The organism is Nocardia sp. NPDC003999 (genome assembly GCF_053604885.1).
The window spans coordinates 548,244-566,415 of record NZ_JBSGIB010000001.1; the positions used below are offsets into that span (position 1 = coordinate 548,244).

Sequence of the window (18,172 nt, forward strand, 5' to 3'; positions counted from 1 at the left end):
GGCGACGCTAGCAGGACGCACGCGGCCGGGCACGGGTGGCCGCACGCGCGCCTATTCGTCCGGATCGAACTCCGCCAGCTCGATGCGGGTTTCGCCGTACCGGCGCGACTTGGCCGGGACGAAGCCTGCGGGCCAGGCGGTTTCGGGGGAACGCGCCGAACGCTCCAGCACGACCACCGCCCCTGGGCGCAGCCAACCGCGCTCGGCCAGCGCGCTCAGGTCGGCCAGCACCGCGGCGTTGTCCACCGCGTACGGCGGGTCCGAGAAGACCACGTCGAAGCCGCCCGCCTCGCCCAGTTGCAGCACACTGGCCACCGTCGCGACCCGCAATTCGGCGCCGGGCAGCCCGAGGTCGGCGATATTGCCGCGAACAACGGCCGCCGCCTTCCGGTCGGATTCGACGAGCAAAGCGTGCTCGGCGCCACGCGACAGCGCCTCCAGCCCGAGTGCGCCGGAACCCGCGTACAAGTCGAGGACGCGCGCGCCCGCGAAGTCCAACCGGGCGTCCAACGCGCTGAACAGCGCCTCCCGGACGCGATCGGAGGTCGGGCGGGTGCCGGACGGCGGCACCCGGAGGCGCCGTCCGCCCGCCGCGCCCGCGACGATCCTCGTCATCCGGCGGACGACTCCCGCACCGCCAGTTCGATGAGCAGGTCACCGCCCTCGACCTGCTGCACGGAGCCGATGGCGACGCGGCCGACGATGCCCGCGCGTGGCGCGGTGATCGCGGCTTCCATCTTCATGGCCTCGATGGTGCCGATGGTGTCGCCCGCCGCGACCGAATCGCCTTCGGAGACCGCGAGAGTGACGACACCGGCGAACGGCGCCGCGATGTGGCCTGGGTTGGCCTTGTCGGCTTTCTCCGCCGCGGGGATCTCGCTGGCGATCGATCGGTCACGCACCGAGACCGGCCGCAGCTGCCCGTTCAAGATGCACATCACCGTGCGCATACCGCGCTCGTCGGGCTCGGAGATCGCTTCCAGGCCGATGAGCAAGGTGACTCCCTTCTCCAACTGCACCCGGTGTTCCTCGCCGCGGCGCAGCCCGTAGAAGAACTGGTTGGCCGACAACCCGGAGGTATCGCCGTACTTCTCCCGGTGGGCGAGGAATTCGGCGGTGGGGCCGGGGAACAGCAACCGGTTCAACGTCGCCCGGCGCTCCTCGGAGCTGCCGGACAGGCCCTTCTCGTCCGCGGGCGTCAACGGTGTCTCGGGCTTGGCCGCGCCGCGCCCGGCCAGAGCCTTGGTGCGGAACGGTTCGGGCCAGCCGCCGGCGGGTGTGCCGAGTTCACCGCGCAGGAAACCGATCACCGAATCCGGGATGTCGTAGCGACCCGGGTCGGAGGCGAAATCCTCGACCTCGACACCGGTGCCGACCAACGCCAGCGCCAGGTCACCGACGACCTTCGAGGACGGGGTGACCTTCACCAAGCGGCCGAGCAGCCGGTCGGCGGCGGCGTACTTCGCCTCCACCTCCTCGAACCTGTCACCCAACCCGAGCGCGATGGCCTGCTGACGCAGGTTCGACAACTGCCCGCCGGGGATCTCGTGGGTGTAGACGCGACCGGTGGGTGCGGGCAGCCCGGACTCGAACGGGGCGTACACCTTCCGCAGCGCCTCCCAGTACGGTTCCAGGTCGCACACGTTCTGCAGGTTCAACCCGGTGTCGTACTCGCTGTGCGCCGCCGCGGCGACGATCGCCGAGAGCGCGGGCTGGCTGGTGGTGCCCGCCATCGCGGCGCTCGCCCCGTCCACGGCGTCGGCGCCGGCCTGCCACGCGGCCAGATAAGTGGCCAGCTGCCCGCCCGGGGTGTCGTGGGTGTGCACGTGCACCGGCAGATCGAAATTGCTGCGCAACGCGGTGACCAGTGTGGTCGCGGCCGGGGCGCGCAGCAGACCCGCCATGTCCTTGATCGCGAGCACGTGCGCGCCCGCGTCGACGATCTGCTCGGCCAGCTTCAGGTAGTAGTCCAGGGTGTAGAGCGACTCGTCCGGATTCGACAGATCCCCGGTGTAGCTGATCGCGACCTCCGCGATCGCGGTACCGGTCTCGCGGACCGCATCGATGGCCGGACGCATCTGGTCGACATTGTTGAGCGCGTCGAAGATACGGAAGATGTCGATACCCGTGGCGGTCGCCTCCGAGACGAACGCGCGGGTCACCGCCTCCGGATACGGGGTGTAGCCGACGGTGTTACGGCCGCGCAGCAGCATCTGCAGGCAGATGTTCGGGATCGCCTCGCGCAACGCCGCCAGCCGCTCCCACGGGTCCTCGTACAGGAACCGCAGCCCCACGTCGTAGGTCGCTCCGCCCCACGCCTCGATCGACAGCAACTCCGGAGTCAATCGCGCCACATGCCCCGCCACGCCCAGCAGACCGTTGGTGCGCACCCGGGTGGCCAGCAGCGATTGGTGTGCGTCGCGGAAGGTGGTGTCGGTGACGCCGACCGCCTTCTGCTCACGCAACGCCCGCGCGAAACCCTCCGGACCCAGCCGCAGCAGCCGCTGCCGCGAGCCGTCCGGCGGCGGCACGCTCAGATCGATCGCGGGCAACTTGTCGTGCGGGTACACCGTGGTCGGCCGATCGCCGTGCGGCTTGTTCACCGTGACGTCGGCCAGGTAGTCGAGGATCTTGGTGCCGCGGTCCGCGGACCGGCGCAGGGTCAGCAGCTGCGGACGCTCGTCGATGAACGAGGTGGTGACCCGGCCCGCCTTGAAGTCCGGATCGTCCAGCACCGCCAGCAGGAAGGGAATGTTCGTGGCGACGCCGCGAATCCGGAACTCGGCCAGCGCCCGGCTCGCCCGCGCCACCGCCGTATCGAAGTCACGGCCCCGGCAGGTGAGCTTGACCAGCATGGAGTCGAAGTAGGCGCCGATCTCGGCGCCCAGGTTCGCGCCGCCATCTAGGCGGATGCCCGCGCCGCCGGGTGTGCGGTAGGCGGTGATCCGGCCGGTGTCGGGACGGAATCCGTTGGCCGGGTCCTCGGTGGTGATCCGGCATTGCAAAGCCGCGCCCCGGATGGTCACGGCGTCCTGGCTGAGACCCAATTGCTCGAGCGTCTCCCCCGCCGCGATGCGCAGCTGCGACTGCACCAGGTCCACGTCGGTGATCTCCTCGGTCACCGTGTGCTCCACCTGGATGCGCGGGTTCATCTCGATGAAGACGTGGTTGCCGCGCTCGTCGAGCAGGAACTCCACGGTGCCCGCGCACGAGTAGCCGATCTGCCGGGCGAAGGCGACCGCGTCGGCGCAGATCCGTTCCCGCAGTGCGGGGTCCAGATTGGGTGCCGGTGCCAGCTCGATCACCTTCTGGTGGCGGCGCTGCACCGAGCAGTCCCGCTCGAACAGGTGCATCACGTTCCCGTGCTGATCAGCCAGGATCTGCACCTCGATGTGGCGGGGGTTCACCACCGCCTGTTCCAGGAACACCGTCGGGTCGCCGAACGCCGACTCCGCCTCCCTGGAGGCCGCCTCGATCGACTCGCGCAGCTGTTCGGGCGCGGCGACCCGGCGCATCCCGCGCCCTCCGCCGCCGGCCACCGCCTTCACGAAGATGGGGTATTCCAGCCCCCGTGCCGCGGCCAGCAGCTCCTCCACGTCCGACGACGGTGCGCTCGAACGCAACACCGGCAGCCCGGCAGCCTTGGCCGCCGCGATCGCCCGCGCCTTGTTACCCGCCAGTTCGAGCACCTCGGCCGACGGTCCGATGAAGGTGATGCCCTCGCGGGCGCATGCCGCCGCCAGATCCGGGTTCTCCGACAAGAACCCGTACCCCGGGTAGATCGCGTCCGCGCCCGCCGACTTGGCCGCCTCGATGATCGCCTCGATCGACAGGTAGGCCCGCACCGGATGGCCGGGCTCGCCGATCTGGTACGACTCCGCCGCCTTCAGCCGATGGACCGAATTGCGGTCCTCGTAGGGAAACACGGCGACCGTCCCGATGCCGAGTTCGTAGGCCGCACGGAAGGCGCGGATGGCGATCTCGCCACGGTTGGCAACCAAGACTTTCGAGAACATTGACCCAAGGTACCCGGCCGCGTGAACCGCACCGACACGGAATCCCCCTTCGCAAACCTTTTCACAAGACCGACTAGCACGGTTGCGAAGTTGCGTTCACAGCGCCGACACATGAGCGGTGCGGCAGCAACCGGTGTGCTGTCCCGAGGCCGGGTTCGGTTCGGGTCCGGCGGCGGAGGCCGCCGAGCAGCCGTCCCGGTGGTCGATCCCGGCATCGAGCCGCGCTCCCCTGGCACGAGTTCGCGCTCTCGGACCAGGCGAACCACGCATGCGACGAGTTCGGAAAGGTGAATCCCGGGTGACCCGGCGGTCTGGTAGCCGGTCGAGAGCAGATCCGGGACCGCATGGGCGGCCCGGCCGATAGCCGGAACGGAAGCAGGTGCGGAATCGGTTCGCGATGAGCGGTGCGGGCAAATGCCGGTGTGATCCCTCGCGGTGTGCTCGCTCGGCCGCGTCCTATGCTGAGTGGGCAGCTGGTTCACCGCAGCACGACGAGATGGAGCCCCGACGTCGCGCCACGGAGTCGAGCCCGCCGGTACGGCGACGTCACGGCGGGTGAGAGGGAACCCGGTGGGAATCCGGGACTGTCCCGCAGCGGTATGCAGGAACGACCGCCGTCACCAGGCACTGAGTTCAGCGATCCGGAAGGTTCGGCGACTTGGGAAGCGACGGCCAGTAGGTCGGCCATCGGGAGCACTCCGGCGTATGCCGGCCCGCACGGCCGGTGCCCGCGAGTCCGAAGACCTGCCAGCCGTGCCGGGTACGCCGTACCCGGCGGCCACCGCCTCGTGGATTGGGCGTGCGGATCACCAGCTGACGTGTCGGGCTCCGCCGGGAACATCACCGGCATGTCACCGGGTTCTCCGCCTGCCCGTATGGCGATGGCTTTCGTCCTCAGCAATGGAGAAACATCGTGACTGTTGCACAGCAAAAGCCGTTTACCGCGACGGTTCTCGGGCTTCCACGAGTGGGGCCGCGGCGCGAACTGAAGCGGGCCACCGAAGCCTATTGGGCGGGCAAGATCGACGCCGACCAGTTGCACGCCGTGGCGCGCGACCTCCGGCACGCCCAATTCGCCGAATTACGGGCCGCGGGCCTGGACTCCGTTCCGATCGGCACGTTCTCCTACTACGACCAGATGCTCGACACCGCCGAGTTGCTGGGCGCGCTGCCGCCCCGGGTCGCCGGGATCGCGGACCCGCTGGAACGGTATTTCGCCGCCGCGCGCGGCACCGACACGGTCGAGCCCTTGGAGATGACCAAGTGGTTCGACACCAACTACCACTACCTGGTGCCGGAAATCGAGCCGGAGACCGCCTTCTCGCTGCACCCGGAGAAGCTGCTCGCGGAACTGCGGGAAGCGCTGGAACTGGGGGTGCCCGCGCGGCCGGTGGTGATCGGGCCGATCACCTTCCTCAAACTGGCGAAGGCGACCGGCGGCTCGGCGCTCGCCCGGCTGATCGAGCTGCTGCCGCTGTATCGGGAACTGCTGCGCAGGCTCGCCGTCGCCGGTGCCGGATGGGTGCAGATCGACGAGCCGGTGCTGGTCACTGACCTCACGGCGGAGGAAATCGACTTGGTGCAGGTCACCTACGAGGAACTCGCCGACGCCGCCGAGCGCCCGGCGATCCTCGTCGCGACCTACTTCGGGCGACCGGATGCGGCGCTGACGGCGCTGGCGAGCACCGGAATAGAGGGGGTCTCCCTCGATTTCACGGCCGGCGCCGACGTCGCCGCGGTGGCCGCCGTACCCGCGCTGACCGGCAAACTGCTCGTCGCGGGGATCGTCGACGGCCGCAATGTGTGGCGCACCGATCTGGACCGCGCCATGGCCACCCTCGGCGCGTTGCTGGGATCCGCTGCGCACGTGGCGGTTTCGAGTTCCTGCTCGCTGCTGCACGTGCCGTACACGCTGGCCGCGGAAACCGGGTTGGACGAGCGGCTGCGGTCCTGGCTGGCGTTCGGTGCGGAGAAGGTGGCCGAGGTGCGCCTGCTCGCCACCGGGCTGAGCCAGGGCACGGAGGCGATCGCCGCCGAGTTGGCCGAGGTGCGGGCGGCGCTGGCGTCGCGGTGGTCGGATCCGCGGCTGAACGATCCGCGCGTGCGAGCCGCGCTCGCCGCGCTCGGGCCCGACGCCGACCGCCGCGCGCCCGCCGAACAACGCCGGGAACTGCAACGGGATCGTCTGCGGCTGCCCGCGCTGCCGACCACGACGATCGGTTCCTACCCGCAGACCTCGGCCATCCGGCTGGCGCGCGCCGCGCTGCGCAAGGGCGAGATCGATCGGGCGGAGTATGTACGCCGGATGCGGGCCGAGATCGCGGATGTCATCGCGCTCCAGGAGGAGTTGGGGTTGGACGTGCTGGTGCACGGCGAGCCGGAACGCAACGACATGGTGCAGTACTTCGCCGAGCAACTCGACGGGTTCGCGGCGACCGAGCAAGGTTGGGTGCAGTCCTATGGGACGCGCTGCGTGCGGCCGCCGATCCTGTTCGGGGATGTCGCGCGGCGGGAGCCGATGACCGTCGAGTGGATCGGCTACGCGCAGTCGCTCACCGACAAGCCGGTGAAGGGCATGCTGACCGGCCCGGTGACCATTCTGGCGTGGTCGTTCGTCCGCGACGACCAGCCGTTGGGCGAGTCCGCCCGACAGGTGGCGCTGGCGATCCGGGAGGAGACCGTGGATCTGGAGTCGGCGGGCATCCGGATCATCCAGGTCGACGAGCCCGCCTTGCGGGAACTGCTTCCGCTGCGCGCGGCCGATCAGCCCGGGTATCTGGAATGGTCGGTGCGGTCGTTCCGGCTCGCGACCTCCGGGGTGTCCGACGCGACGCAGATCCACACGCATCTGTGCTACTCGGAGTTCGGCGAGGTGATCGACGCGATCGCCGGACTGGACGCCGATGTCACGTCCATAGAGGCGGCGCGCTCACGCATGGAGGTGCTCGACGACCTCAACGCGGCGGGATTCGACCTCGGCGTCGGCCCCGGCGTGTACGACATCCACTCTCCACGGGTGCCCAGCGTTGACGAGATCACCACATCGCTGCGCGCGGCATTGAAAGCCGTTCCGGCCGAGCGTCTTTGGGTGAATCCCGACTGCGGATTGAAGACCAGGGGACGCACCGAGGTGGAAGCCTCGCTCCGCAACATGGTCGCGGCAGCGGCGGCCGTGCGGTAACCCACCCGCAGATCGCCGATCCGGCGCCCCCTTTACCTGCCGAAGGGGGCACCGGATCAACTACGGCCTCAGCCGGATTCGGGTTCCGGCCGAGGCGGCTGCCGCCGCCGTAGGGTGTACCGGTCACACGGTTCTTCCCGCCGCGTGACCGGCAACTCCCGCGCCCGCGTCCGCATCCCTCGTCGCCACGCCGTATGACACCCGGAACAACGCTCCATCGGCTACCCCTCCTCACTAGTCGACTACGACACCGTCTTTCCCCTCTTGCTTACTTTCGACGCACCGATGGCCGGTTCGGTTCCATACGATACGAAATTTCACTTCACAAATCCGAATGTCATTGCGCCCATATAGATTTCATCCCATGCCGACACGCTCGCGACGGATGACGAGCGGGCGAAAATGTACTATGACCTTGTTGTCGCGGCCCTGTCGAAGACGGCCCGGCATCGACTGGAGGAACTCATGACGTCGACCTTCAAGTACGAGTACCAGAGCGACTTCGCCCGCAAGTACGTGGCGCAAGGCCGCGACGAAGGGCGGACCGAGGGGCGGACCGAAGAAGCGGTGCGGGCCCTTCTCCTTGTGCTGGAAGCGCGCGGGATCGTCGTCGGGCAGAAGACGCGAGCCGAGATCACCGGGTGCACCGATCTCGACCGGCTCGAATCCTGGACGCGCAAGGCCGCCACAGCCGAATCCGAGAACGATCTGTTCGGCTGAGGCCCTACAGTCCGAAGGCGCGGTTGATGGCGACCATGTCGAAGTAGTCACGCCACGTGGTGATGGCGCCGTCGGCGACTTCGAAGAAACCCATGACCGGGAGCGGAGTCTCGCGTCCGGCGGAGCGGAGGATGTCAGTGCGCTCGTTCATCACCACGTTGCCGGAGGCGATCTGGTGGTGGATGTCGAAATCGATGGCGTCGAAGGTGGTCAGGAAACCCGCGATGAAGTCGCGAATGGCGGCGCGGCCGACGATGGGCTCCATCGGGATGTTGTGGTAGACGGCGTCCTCGGCGAAGTACGCGCTGATCCGATCCGGATCCGGGTCGGACCAGCTTCGGCACATCGCACGCACGAGCTCGTCGGGATCGGGCATTCGTCTGCTCACTTCCTGGTGCCGGGGCGGGGATTGGACCCCTCGATTCAACCAAGCAATTGCTCGGCAGGGAAGGGCGTCAGCGACTTCCGGGTCGGTTTCGTTCCAGGCCGCGGGCAACGGCGAATTTCACGCGTTCACAACGACACGGTGGCAAACCTCTCTTCGCACGCTACGCAGATCGAATACATTGCTGGACACCTCGCAAAAGCACATCTTTGTGGGTAATAGCGCGCGTTATTGCGATGATTGCGAATAATCACAGCTACCATCGTGCACGTGCGCAAGATGTATGCGGGCGCCCGGCTTCGGCGGTTGCGTGAAGAGCGGAGAATGACTCAGGCGGCTCTGGCGAAATCGCTGGATCTGTCGCCGAGCTACCTCAATCAGCTCGAGCGGGACCAGCGCCCACTCACCATTCCCGTACTGCTGAAATTGAATTCCACCTTCGACCTGGACGTCCAGTTCTTCGCCGCCGATTCCGACGCGCGGCTCGTATCGGATCTACACGAAGTGCTGGTCGACGCCGCGGGCGGACACACAGCGCCGCTGACCGAGGTGGAGGAGCTGGCGACCCGCCAACCGGAAGTCGCCAGGATCGTCGTCGCCATGCATCGCCGCCTACGCGCCGCCACCGATCAGCTCGACCTGCTGTCCGCGCGGGTGTCCGCGCCCGCGGGCGCGCCCGGGGTGCCCATGCCCTACGAGGACGTACGCGACTTCTTCTACGACCACCACAATCACATTCCGCAACTCGACATCGCCGCCGAGCAACTGTTCGAGAATTCCGGGCTGACCATCGGCTCGCTCGATCGCCAGCTCGCCCGCATCGCCGAGGAACGCGCCGGCGTCACCGTTCTCGTGCGCGGCGACGGCGCCGACCCCACCGTCCCCAAACGCCACTACGACACCGAGACCCGCACGCTCACGCTCGCTCGCCGATTGCGGCCGGGCCAGCGCGCCTTTCAGATCGCCACCACGCTCGGCCTCCTGCTGTACGGGGCCGAGCTGGATGCCGTGCTGGCCGAGAGCCCGTCGCTCAGCGGCGAATCCCGCACGCTGGCGCGGATCGGGCTGGCCAATTACTTCGCGGGCGCGCTGGTGCTGCCCTACAGCCGGTTCCTGCGCTCGGCCGAGGAACTCCGCTACGACATCGACCTGCTCGGCCTGCGTTTCGAGGTCGGGTTCGAGACCGTCTGCCATCGGCTCAGCACCCTGCAACGGCAGGGCCAGCGTGGCGTTCCGTTCTTCTTCGTCCGCACCGACCGGGCGGGCAACATCTCCAAACGTCAGTCCGCCACCGCTTTCCACTTCTCCCGGGTCGGTGGCAGTTGCCCGCTCTGGGTGGTGCACGAGGCCTTCTCCCATCCCGGCCGGATCCTGACCCAAGTGGCCGAGATGCCCGACGGCCGCCGGTATCTATGGATCGCGCGCACCGCGGCGATCGCCCCACACGGGTTCGGCACCGCGGCGAAGAACTTCGCCGTCGGCCTCGGCTGCGATATCGAATACGCCGACCGCTTGGTGTACTCGTCCGGGTTGCAGCTGGACGACCCGGCGGCCTCGGTCCCGATCGGCGCGGGCTGCAAAGTGTGCGAGCGTCCCGCATGTCCGCAGCGCGCCTTCCCGCACATAGGCAGCCCGTTGGCGGTCGCCGAACACACCAGCACCGACCTGCCCTACCCGCGGCTCGGGCGCTGACGACTTCGCTTCCGGCGAGCTCGTGCGGGTCGGCCCGGCGCGGATCGCCCGGAGTCGCTGCGTCGATCTCGAGCACGACCACCGTGAACGGCGCGCCCGCCGAGGAGATCAGTGCGGCCGGGTCGCCGTTCAGCACCGATCTTTCGGCCGCCACTGTGCGCGAACGGCGACGTGGCCGCCGCACGTGCGCGCCCGGAGTCCGACGTCTCCCGTCCACACCGCCGGGGCGATCAAGACTTGGCCAGATACTCTAGCCGCTCGGAGTCCACCGCCGCGTGCATCATCCCCGCCAGCCCGGGATGCCCGCGCAGCCCCGGGTCGGACGCCACCACCGCGCGGGCGAACTCCTGCGCCGCGGTGATCACCTCGAGATCGTCCAGCAGTGACAGCAGGCGCAGCGAGCGGGCGGTGCCGGATTGGGCGGCGCCCAGCACGTCGCCCTCGCGCCGGGTCCGCAGGTCGAGCACCGCGAGTTCGAAGCCGTCGGTGGTGGCGGCGACCGCGTCCAGACGCGCCATGGCCGACCCGCCCGGCGCGGCATCCGTGATCAGCAGGCACAAACCGGGGTGCTCGCCCCGCCCGATCCGGCCGCGCAGCTGATGCAATTGGCTGACGCCGAACCGGTCGGCGTCGACGATCACCATCACCGTCGCGTTGGGCACGTCCACACCGACCTCGACGACGGTGGTGCACACCAGAACGTCCACCGATCCGTCGTTGAACGCCCGCATCACCTGGTCTTTTTCGTCGGCGGGCAGTCTGCCGTGCAGCAAGCCGACCCGCACGCCGGACAGCGGGCCCGCGCGCAGCGTCTCGAACACGTCCAGCACGGCCTGGGTGGTCGGGCCGTCCTTCTCGCCGTCGCCGTTCTTCGCCCGCCCGTTGCGGGATTTGCCCGCGGCCTCCTCGTCGTCGCCGATGCGCGAACACACCACGTACGCCTGGCGCCCGGCGGCGACCTCCTCCACGATCCGCTCCCAGGCGCGATCCACCCAGTTCGGGTGCTGCCTGCGCGGCACCACCCTGGAGACGATCGGCGAGCGGCCTCTCGGCAGTTCGGTCAGCGTGGAGGTCTCCAGATCGCCGAGCGTGGTCATGGCGATGGTGCGCGGGATCGGGGTCGCGGTCATCACCAGCAGATGCGGACTGGCGCCCGCTTTCGCCTTGGCGCGCAGGGCATCCCGCTGCTCGACACCGAAGCGATGTTGCTCGTCGACCACCACCATGCCGAGGTCGAAGAACTCGACGTTGTCCTGGATCAGCGCGTGCGTGCCGATCACGATGCCCGCCTCACCGGTCACCGCTTCCAGCAACGCCGCCTTCTTGGCCGAGGCCGACATCGACCCGGTCACCAGCACCACTCGGGTGGCGTGGTCGGCCGCGCCCAGCTCGCCCGCGGCGCCCAGGTCACCGAGCATGCCGCGCAGCGACCGATAGTGCTGCGCGGCGAGCACCTCCGTCGGGGCGAGCAGCGCGCACTGCAGTCCCGCGTCCACCACCTGCAGCATGGCGTGCAGGGCGACGATCGTCTTGCCGGAGCCCACCTCGCCTTGCAGCAACCGGTGCATCGGCTGTTCACGGGCCAGGTCGGCGGAGATCTCCGCGACGACCTGCTGCTGCCCCGCGGTGAGTTCGAACGGAAGTCGCTGCTCGAACGCCGCGGCGATACCGTCCGGCCGCGGAGCACAAGCGCGCGCCCTGCGCCCGGACACCTCGTGCCTGCGCTCGGCCAAGACCAATTGCAAGGCCAGCGCCTCGTCGAAACGCAGCCGGTCCTTGGCTCGATCGATATCGTCCTTGCGTTCGGGCAGGTGGATCAGGCGCAGCGCGTCGGACAGGTTCGGCAGCGCGCGTTCGGCGCGCACGTCTTCCGGTACGGGATCGTCGAGGGGATCGAGCTGGTCGAGCACCTGACGCACGCAGGCGAGCACGTCCCAGCTCTGCACCTTCGCGGTCGCCGGGTAGACCGGGATGAACTCGCGTTCCATGAACGAGGTGTCCACTCCCCCCGCGCCTTTCGCGCTCTCCGCGAGGCCGCGCAGGTCTCCGCCGCCGCGCACCCTGGTCAGCGCGCCGACCGAATCGTCATCGCCCTCGGTTTCCGGCAGGATCAAGTAGCCGGGATGGCTGAGGTTCCACTGGCCGGGACGCCAGTAGTTCACCGTGCCCGACATCATCGCGCGCAACCCTTCGCGGACCACGTACTTCACCTTGTCGCCGTTGAAGAAGGTGACGTCCACGCCGCGCCCGGAGCCGGTGTCGAGGACCACCTTCAGCAGGGAACCGCGGCGGTTGCGCATCGGCCGCAGCTCGGCCTTCGTGATCCGGCCGATGACGGTGATGTGCGAACCGTCTTCCGGCGCTTCCTCGGTGAGCGGCTGCCCCTGCGTCGCGTATCGCAGGGGGTAGTGCCGCAGCAGATCCTCGACGGTCCGCATGTCGAAAGCGTCCGCGAGCGAGTCCGCTGCCTTCGCGCCGAGGATGTGGTCGAGCCGATCACTCAGTGCCGCCATGCCTACTCCACTCCGATCTGCACCGAATCGCCCTGCTGCCCACCGGAATACACGATCACCTCGACGCCGGGAAAGTTCTGCGCGATATGCGCCGCCAGTTCGTCGCCGAGGCCATCCGGCGCCGCCGCGCCCATCAGCAGGGTGACCAGCTCGCCGCCGAAGGCGAGCAGCCGGTCCAGCAGCGTCCGCCCGGCGGCGGGCACATCGCGCTCGATCACGACGACGTCGTGCCCGGCCAGACCGAGCCCATCGCCCGGTTCGCAAGTGCCGACCATGGTGAGCGCGCGCTCGGTCGCCGCGCGCAGCGATCCCCAGCGCGTGGTGGCGGCCGCCTCGGACATGGCGAAGGCGTCGTCCACCGCGATCCGCCCGCGGTCGTGCACGGCCAAGGCCGCCAGTCCTTGCACCATCGACGCGCTCGGCAACAGCAGCACGTCCCGGTGGGCGTCACGCGCGGCGACACCGACGGCGACCAATTCGTGCGCAGGCAGCGCGCCGTTGGGCAGCACCAGTACCTCTCGGTTCGGCATACGCCGGATCGCGGCCAGCAGAGTTGCCGCGGTGACGGGCTCGCCTGCCAGCACCACCGCGCCCGCGTCCTCGAACAGCGTCGCCGCGCCCGCACCCGCGACCACCGCCAGAATCCCGCGGTCGGCCGGAGCTACGCTCGGGCCGAGCGCACCGGCCACCACCTGGGTCGAATCGGCGGGCGGAACCGATCCCGCGATGCCTTCGCCTCGGGCAGGCCCGGTCCGGGACGCATCGCCATCGGACAGTTCGCCGGGGTTCGCGCGCGTGGCGCGATCAGCCGCGCCGAGGCCGCTCGACACCTCGGATATGTCCGCGTGCGAAGCGAAAGCGACGTTCTCGACGCGGATCCGGCTGAGCATGCCCGCCGCGATGCCCGCTTCCACCGCCGCACCCGCATCGGCGCAGTGCACGTGCGCCGACCAGGATCCGCTTCCGTCGCCGACGACGACGACCGAGTCGCCGAGTTCGCCGAGACGGGCGCGCAACGCGGCCACTTTCCGCTCGTCGGAGTCGGCCAGCAAATACATCACCTCGTACTGCGGTTCGGCCTCGCCGGCGGGCGCCGAACGGTCGGCCGCCGCGGGCCGCGGGTACTCCGGCCGCGTCGGCGCCTCGCCTCGGGTCACGGTGACCAAGCTGTCCAGCAGCACGACCAACCCTCGGGCTCCCGCGTCGACGACACCGGCCCGACGCAGCACGCCCAATTGGAACGGGGTATCGCCGAGCGCTTTGGCCGCGCCGTCGGCCGCCGCGAGTGCCACATCCGCCAATTCCTGGTCGGGGCATGCCGCGGCCGCCGCGGTCGCGCAGTCGAGCACGGTGAGGATCGTCCCTTCGATCGGCACGCTCAGTGCCTCACGGACCAGTTCGGAGGCCCTGGCCAGCGCGGCGCGCAGGCTGTCGGCCGTGAACGGACCGCCGTGCACCGTGTCCGCGACGCCGCGCAGTACCTGCGACAGGATGATCCCGGAATTGCCGCGGGCGCCGACCGTCGCGCCGTGCGCCATCGCGACGGCGACGGCACGGGCGGCGCTCCCGTCCGCCCGCGCGGCCGCCTCCCCCGCCTCCACCGCGGCACGCATCGTGGCCAGCAGATTGGTGCCGGTATCCGCGTCCGGGACAGGGAACACATTGAGCGCGTTGATCTCCTCGCGCCGATGCTCCAGGCCGGCGAGACAGGTACGGCCCCAGCGCAGCAATGCCGTGCCGTCCATCACGTCTCGCGCTCCGGACACCGTCACCTCACTCCCTTCCGCCACCTGCGCACCACCACCGCCCGCCAGGTTAGCGGGCGGTCCCGACAGGCGACCGGTAAGACCGCGTCATTAGAATGGATATGCCCGGCGACCGATCCGGCACTCGTTCACGGGGACCGGTTTGGTGGATCGAAGGCAGCACAGCTACCCTTGCAGGGTTGCCTCGCGCGGCCGTCACCGGTCTGCGCTGGTCGGCTCTCCGCTGACAGGGCACTCGACATTGCACGAGGATGCGCCGCACCGCGAAAGCGGCGGTCCCCACCATTGACATGAAGGAGTTCGCGACTATGGCTGCCGTCTGCGACGTCTGCGCCAAGGGCCCCGGCTTCGGGAAGTCGGTCTCGCACTCGCACCGGCGCACCAACCGTCGTTGGAACCCGAACATCCAGACCGTTCGCGCGCAGGTCGCCCCGGGCAACACCCGCCGGATGAACGTGTGCACCTCTTGCCTGAAGGCGGGCAAGGTCGCCCGCGGCTGATCCGCCCTCGGGCTGACCGGCCTCGTCGGTACACGCCCCGGCACCCGTATCGGGTGGTCCGGGGCGTTGTCATGAGTGCGGGCCGCGCATGGCCGCTGTGACCGAGCATCCGTGGCGGGTTCAGCCGCTGACCGCCGAGTACGTCTACAGCCTCGCCGAATGCCACATCGCCTGCTGGCGCGAGGCGTACCGGGGGCTGGTGCCCGCGCACGTGCTCGACGCCTTCGATATCGGACGACGGGCCGAGCAGTGGGAGCGCGACCGGCTGCGCTATCCGGGCCGCACGCACGTCGCGGTCGTAGATGACGTGGTGATCGGATTTTCCAGCGCGGGCCCGCCCGGCGACCCGGACGCGGTGATCCCGATCGAACTGCACGCGCTCTACGTGCGTTCCTCCTGGCACGGCAGCGGGGTCGCCGACGACCTGATCCGCGCCGCGCTCGATCCGGCCGCTCCGTGCTCGCTGTGGGTGTTCGAGCAGAATGCGCGCGCCAAGGCGTTCTACCGGCGGCATGGGTTCGTGCTCGACGGCACGCGCAAGGTCGAACCGTTCACCGCCGCGATCGAGGTGCGCATGGTGCGCACGCCGACGACGCACGCCGAGTCGGTGTCGGACGACGGCCGCTAGAGGTAACCTCGCCCTCGCTCCGGTTGCCGTGCGGACTACCGAGGGACTGCGTCCGGCCGCGCCCGTTAAGGTGCAGATCATGACCACCAGCGAGCAAACCGGCTACGTGACGACCGTCGACGGCGTCCTCCAGATCACCATCGCCACCTCCGCCAACGGCACGTCCATGGACTTCGCGGGCATCAACGCGGGCACCGCCGCACTGGGTTCGCTGGGGTCCGAGGTGGGCGCGGTGCTGCTGCGCGGCACCGGCGCGAACTTCTGCGCCGGCGGCGACGTGCGCGGCTTCGCCGCGGCGCAGGACCGCTCCGCGCACATCCGCGGTCTGGCCACCGATCTGCACGATTTCGTCCGCGCGCTGGACGCGACCGCGGTGCCGGTGGTCGCGGCGGTGCAGGGCTGGGCCGCGGGCGCGGGCATGAGCCTGGTCTGCCTGGCCGACATAGCCCTCGGCGGGCCCGGCACCAAACTGCGCCCGGCCTATCCCGGCATCGGACTGAGCCCCGACGGGGGCATGTCCTGGACGCTGCCGCGCATCGTGGGGCAGGGGCGGGCGCGCGAAATCCTGCTCACCGACGCCGTCATCGACGCCGACGAGGCAGTGCGCCTCGGCGTGCTGAGCAGGCTGGTCCCCGACGGCGAGATCGCCGAGGAGGCGCAGCGCCTCGCACGCACTCTGGCCACCGGACCGCGTTCTACCCACGCGAGCATCAAGTCGCTGTTGCGGCAGTCGGGCACCGCGACGCTGAGCGATCAACTCGACAGCGAGCGCGACGGTATCGCCGCTGCCGCGGGCTCCGCCGCCGGACGGGAGGGCGTCGACGCGTTCGTCGCGAAACGCAAACCCGACTACGCCGGACTCGCCTGAATCACTCCCGGGTGGAGAGCACGAATTTCGCCACCGCGTCGGTGAACGAGTCGTTGTCGTCACCGGCCGCGGTGTGCGCCGCGCCGCCGATCTCGACCAGCTGGGCGTGCGGCACCAGCCGCTGGAACGCTTCGGCTCCTTCGGCGCTGACCACGTCCGAGCGCATGCCGCGCACCAGCAGCACCGGGATGCGCAGCGCCCGCGCCGCGTCCTCCATCGGCTCGATCATCGCGGACGGGTCCTCGACCCGATCACTGAGCATGTCCGGATCCCAGTGCCAGTACCAGCGGCCGTCGCGCTCACGCAGATTGCGCAGCAGTCCTTCGGGGCTCTTCGGCCGCGGGCGGTGCGGCAGGTATTCGGCGACCGCGTCGGCGGCCTGTTCGAGGCTGTCGAAGCCGTCGCGATGTTTGCCCAGGAAGTCGATCACCCGGGCGACGCCTTCCGGCTCGGGCCTGGTCACGATGTCGACGAGCACCAAGGCGCTGATCGCATCCCCGCCGGGCCGCGCGGTGGCGAGCAGACCGGTGATTCCCCCCATGCTGGCCCCGACGACCACCGCGGGCTCGCCCAGCTGTTCGAGCACGAGCAGCAGGTCGTCCACCATGGTCTGGCGCCGATAGTCACGATCCGGTGCCCACTCGCTGTCGCCGTGGCCGCGGGCGTCCACCGTGACCACCCGCATTCCCGACGCGCCGAGCCGGGCTCCGGTCTTCTTCCACGAATGGCGGGTTTGCCCGCCACCGTGCAGGAAGACGACGAGCGGGCCGTCGACCGGGCCGAACTGATCGGCGGCCAGCTCGATTCCGCCCGAACCGCGCAGCCGGAGCCGGGACGGTTCGAGAAGATAGTTCGCATTACTCACGATCCGTAGGATCGCACAAACGCCGGGACGCGCTGGCGCGAACCCGGCGTTTCGAGTGTTCAGCAGGCGAGGTTGCCCGCGAAGAACAGGCACGCGATCTTGGCGTTGAACGACGCGGAGATGGTGGAGGAACCGCTGGAGGTGTATTCCTCGGCGACCGGGGCCGTGGTGGTCTCCGTGGCCGGCTCGAGCCGCAGCGGAGCCGCGCTCGCGACGGCGGCGCCACTGCTCAGAGCGGCGCAGAAGGCCAGGGTCGCGGTGGTACCGCGCAGCGCGCCCCGGACGGTGTTGTTGTGCATGGAACAGCTCCTCACTCGTTAACTCGGTCGATCACACACAGACGCCCAACTCAGGGCAGGCGCCAGTCAACCGGTTCGGCCCCCAGTTCGTCGAGCAGTTCGTTCACTCGCGAGAAGGGGCGGGAACCGAAGAACCCGCGGGACGCCGACAGCGGCGACGGATGCGCGGACTCGATGTAGGGCACCTCGGACTCGGTCAGCAACGGCTTCAGCGTCGCCGCGTCGCGGCCCCACAGGATCGCGACCAACGGCTCGTCCCTGGCGACCAAGGCGCGGATCGCCTGCTCGGTGACCGCCTCCCACCCCTTGCCGCGGTGCGAGGCAGGCTTGCCGGGCGACACGGTGAGCACTCGGTTCAACATCAGCACACCCTGGTCCGACCACGGGCTCAGATCGCCACAGGACGGCGTCGGGTGACCGAGATCCTTGCTGTATTCGGCGAAGATATTGGCCAGGCTGCGCGGGATCGGCGAAACATCCGGCGCCACGGAGAAACTCAGCCCCATCGGGTGACCGGGCGTCGGATACGGATCCTGGCCGACGACCAGCACGCGCACCGCGTCGAACGGACGCTGGAAGGCCCGCAGCACGTTGTCACCGGACGGTAGATAGCCACGGCCTTCCGCGTTCTCGGCACGAAGGAAATCGCCCATGGCGGTAATCCGATCCGCCACCGGCTCGAGTGCCTTCGCCCATCCCGGATCCATGATTTCCGACAGTGGTTTCGCGCCCATGACCG

14 protein-coding genes and 1 riboswitch are annotated in these 18,172 nt (G+C 69.4%); of the genes, 6 read left to right on the forward strand and 8 right to left on the reverse strand.

Going from position 1 to position 18,172, the window contains the following annotated elements; translation table 11 throughout:
* Positions 1–51: 51 nt before the first annotated feature.
* Positions 52–615: a 16S rRNA (guanine(966)-N(2))-methyltransferase RsmD gene (gene rsmD, locus ACWESM_RS02705; protein ID WP_355069831.1), complete on the reverse strand. Its 564-nt coding sequence runs from the start codon at positions 613–615 to the stop codon at positions 52–54.
* Positions 612–4,016 (reverse strand): pyruvate carboxylase, encoded by a 3,405-nt coding sequence (locus ACWESM_RS02710; protein WP_397275523.1) that lies wholly within the window; start codon positions 4,014–4,016, stop codon positions 612–614. The genes rsmD and ACWESM_RS02710 overlap by 4 nt, the downstream gene beginning before the upstream one ends.
* A gap of 536 nt (positions 4,017–4,552) precedes the next feature.
* Positions 4,553–4,782: riboswitch (cobalamin riboswitch) on the forward strand.
* A 144-nt stretch (positions 4,783–4,926) separates the two neighbouring features.
* Here ACWESM_RS02710 and metE point away from each other — a divergent pair.
* Complete coding sequence (gene metE, locus ACWESM_RS02715) at positions 4,927–7,197, forward strand: 5-methyltetrahydropteroyltriglutamate--homocysteine S-methyltransferase (protein ID WP_452490945.1); 2,271 nt, start codon at positions 4,927–4,929, stop codon at positions 7,195–7,197.
* Between the two features lie 465 nt (positions 7,198–7,662).
* Positions 7,663–7,917 carry a hypothetical protein gene (locus tag ACWESM_RS02720; RefSeq protein ID WP_364427298.1) on the forward strand — a complete coding sequence of 85 codons (255 nt, stop codon included), beginning with the start codon at positions 7,663–7,665 and terminating at the stop codon, positions 7,915–7,917.
* A 4-nt stretch (positions 7,918–7,921) separates the two neighbouring features.
* Here ACWESM_RS02720 and ACWESM_RS02725 read toward each other — a convergent pair whose 3' ends face one another.
* Positions 7,922–8,293 (reverse strand): nuclear transport factor 2 family protein, encoded by a 372-nt coding sequence (locus tag ACWESM_RS02725; RefSeq protein ID WP_356961249.1) that lies wholly within the window; start codon positions 8,291–8,293, stop codon positions 7,922–7,924.
* A 279-nt stretch (positions 8,294–8,572) separates the two neighbouring features.
* On the opposite strand from ACWESM_RS02725, the gene ACWESM_RS02730 reads away from it, so the two are divergent.
* Positions 8,573–9,994 (forward strand): short-chain fatty acyl-CoA regulator family protein, encoded by a 1,422-nt coding sequence (locus ACWESM_RS02730; RefSeq protein ID WP_355069823.1) that lies wholly within the window; start codon positions 8,573–8,575, stop codon positions 9,992–9,994.
* 230 nt (positions 9,995–10,224) lie between these two features.
* Here the strand turns inward: ACWESM_RS02730 and recG are convergent, their stop codons facing one another.
* Together recG and ACWESM_RS02740 are read right to left on the reverse strand one after the other, a co-directional pair.
* Entirely contained in the window at positions 10,225–12,507 is a 2,283-nt protein-coding gene (gene recG / locus ACWESM_RS02735; RefSeq protein ID WP_397076625.1) for an ATP-dependent DNA helicase RecG, read from the reverse strand.
* A 2-nt stretch (positions 12,508–12,509) separates the two neighbouring features.
* Positions 12,510–14,252 (reverse strand): DAK2 domain-containing protein, encoded by a 1,743-nt coding sequence (locus tag ACWESM_RS02740; protein WP_397275724.1) that lies wholly within the window; start codon positions 14,250–14,252, stop codon positions 12,510–12,512.
* A gap of 329 nt (positions 14,253–14,581) precedes the next feature.
* Here ACWESM_RS02740 and rpmB point away from each other — a divergent pair, with 329 nt between their 5' ends.
* The 3 genes from rpmB (at position 14,582) to ACWESM_RS02755 (ending at position 16,269) form a co-directional block, all read left to right on the forward strand.
* A complete protein-coding gene (gene rpmB / locus ACWESM_RS02745; protein WP_039799620.1) occupies positions 14,582–14,773 on the forward strand; it encodes a 50S ribosomal protein L28 in 192 nt (63 codons plus the stop codon).
* A gap of 88 nt (positions 14,774–14,861) precedes the next feature.
* Positions 14,862–15,401 (forward strand): GNAT family N-acetyltransferase, encoded by a 540-nt coding sequence (locus tag ACWESM_RS02750; protein WP_355069820.1) that lies wholly within the window; start codon positions 14,862–14,864, stop codon positions 15,399–15,401.
* A 79-nt stretch (positions 15,402–15,480) separates the two neighbouring features.
* The gene (locus ACWESM_RS02755; protein WP_364427308.1) at positions 15,481–16,269 is read left to right on the forward strand and encodes an enoyl-CoA hydratase/isomerase family protein; all 789 of its coding nucleotides are present in this window, start codon (positions 15,481–15,483) and stop codon (positions 16,267–16,269) included.
* A gap of 1 nt (position 16,270) precedes the next feature.
* Here the strand turns inward: ACWESM_RS02755 and ACWESM_RS02760 are convergent, their stop codons facing one another.
* From ACWESM_RS02760 to ACWESM_RS02770, 3 genes are read right to left on the reverse strand one after another with little or no spacing between them, the layout of a single operon-like run.
* Positions 16,271–17,134, reverse strand: coding sequence for an alpha/beta fold hydrolase (locus tag ACWESM_RS02760; protein WP_355069816.1), 864 nt, complete (start codon positions 17,132–17,134; stop codon positions 16,271–16,273).
* 59 nt (positions 17,135–17,193) lie between these two features.
* Positions 17,194–17,433, reverse strand: a complete 240-nt coding sequence (locus tag ACWESM_RS02765) for a hypothetical protein (RefSeq protein ID WP_355069814.1) — start codon at positions 17,431–17,433, stop codon at positions 17,194–17,196.
* A gap of 50 nt (positions 17,434–17,483) precedes the next feature.
* Positions 17,484–18,167 (reverse strand): uracil-DNA glycosylase, encoded by a 684-nt coding sequence (locus ACWESM_RS02770; protein WP_355070973.1) that lies wholly within the window; start codon positions 18,165–18,167, stop codon positions 17,484–17,486.
* Positions 18,168–18,172 lie beyond the last annotated feature (5 nt).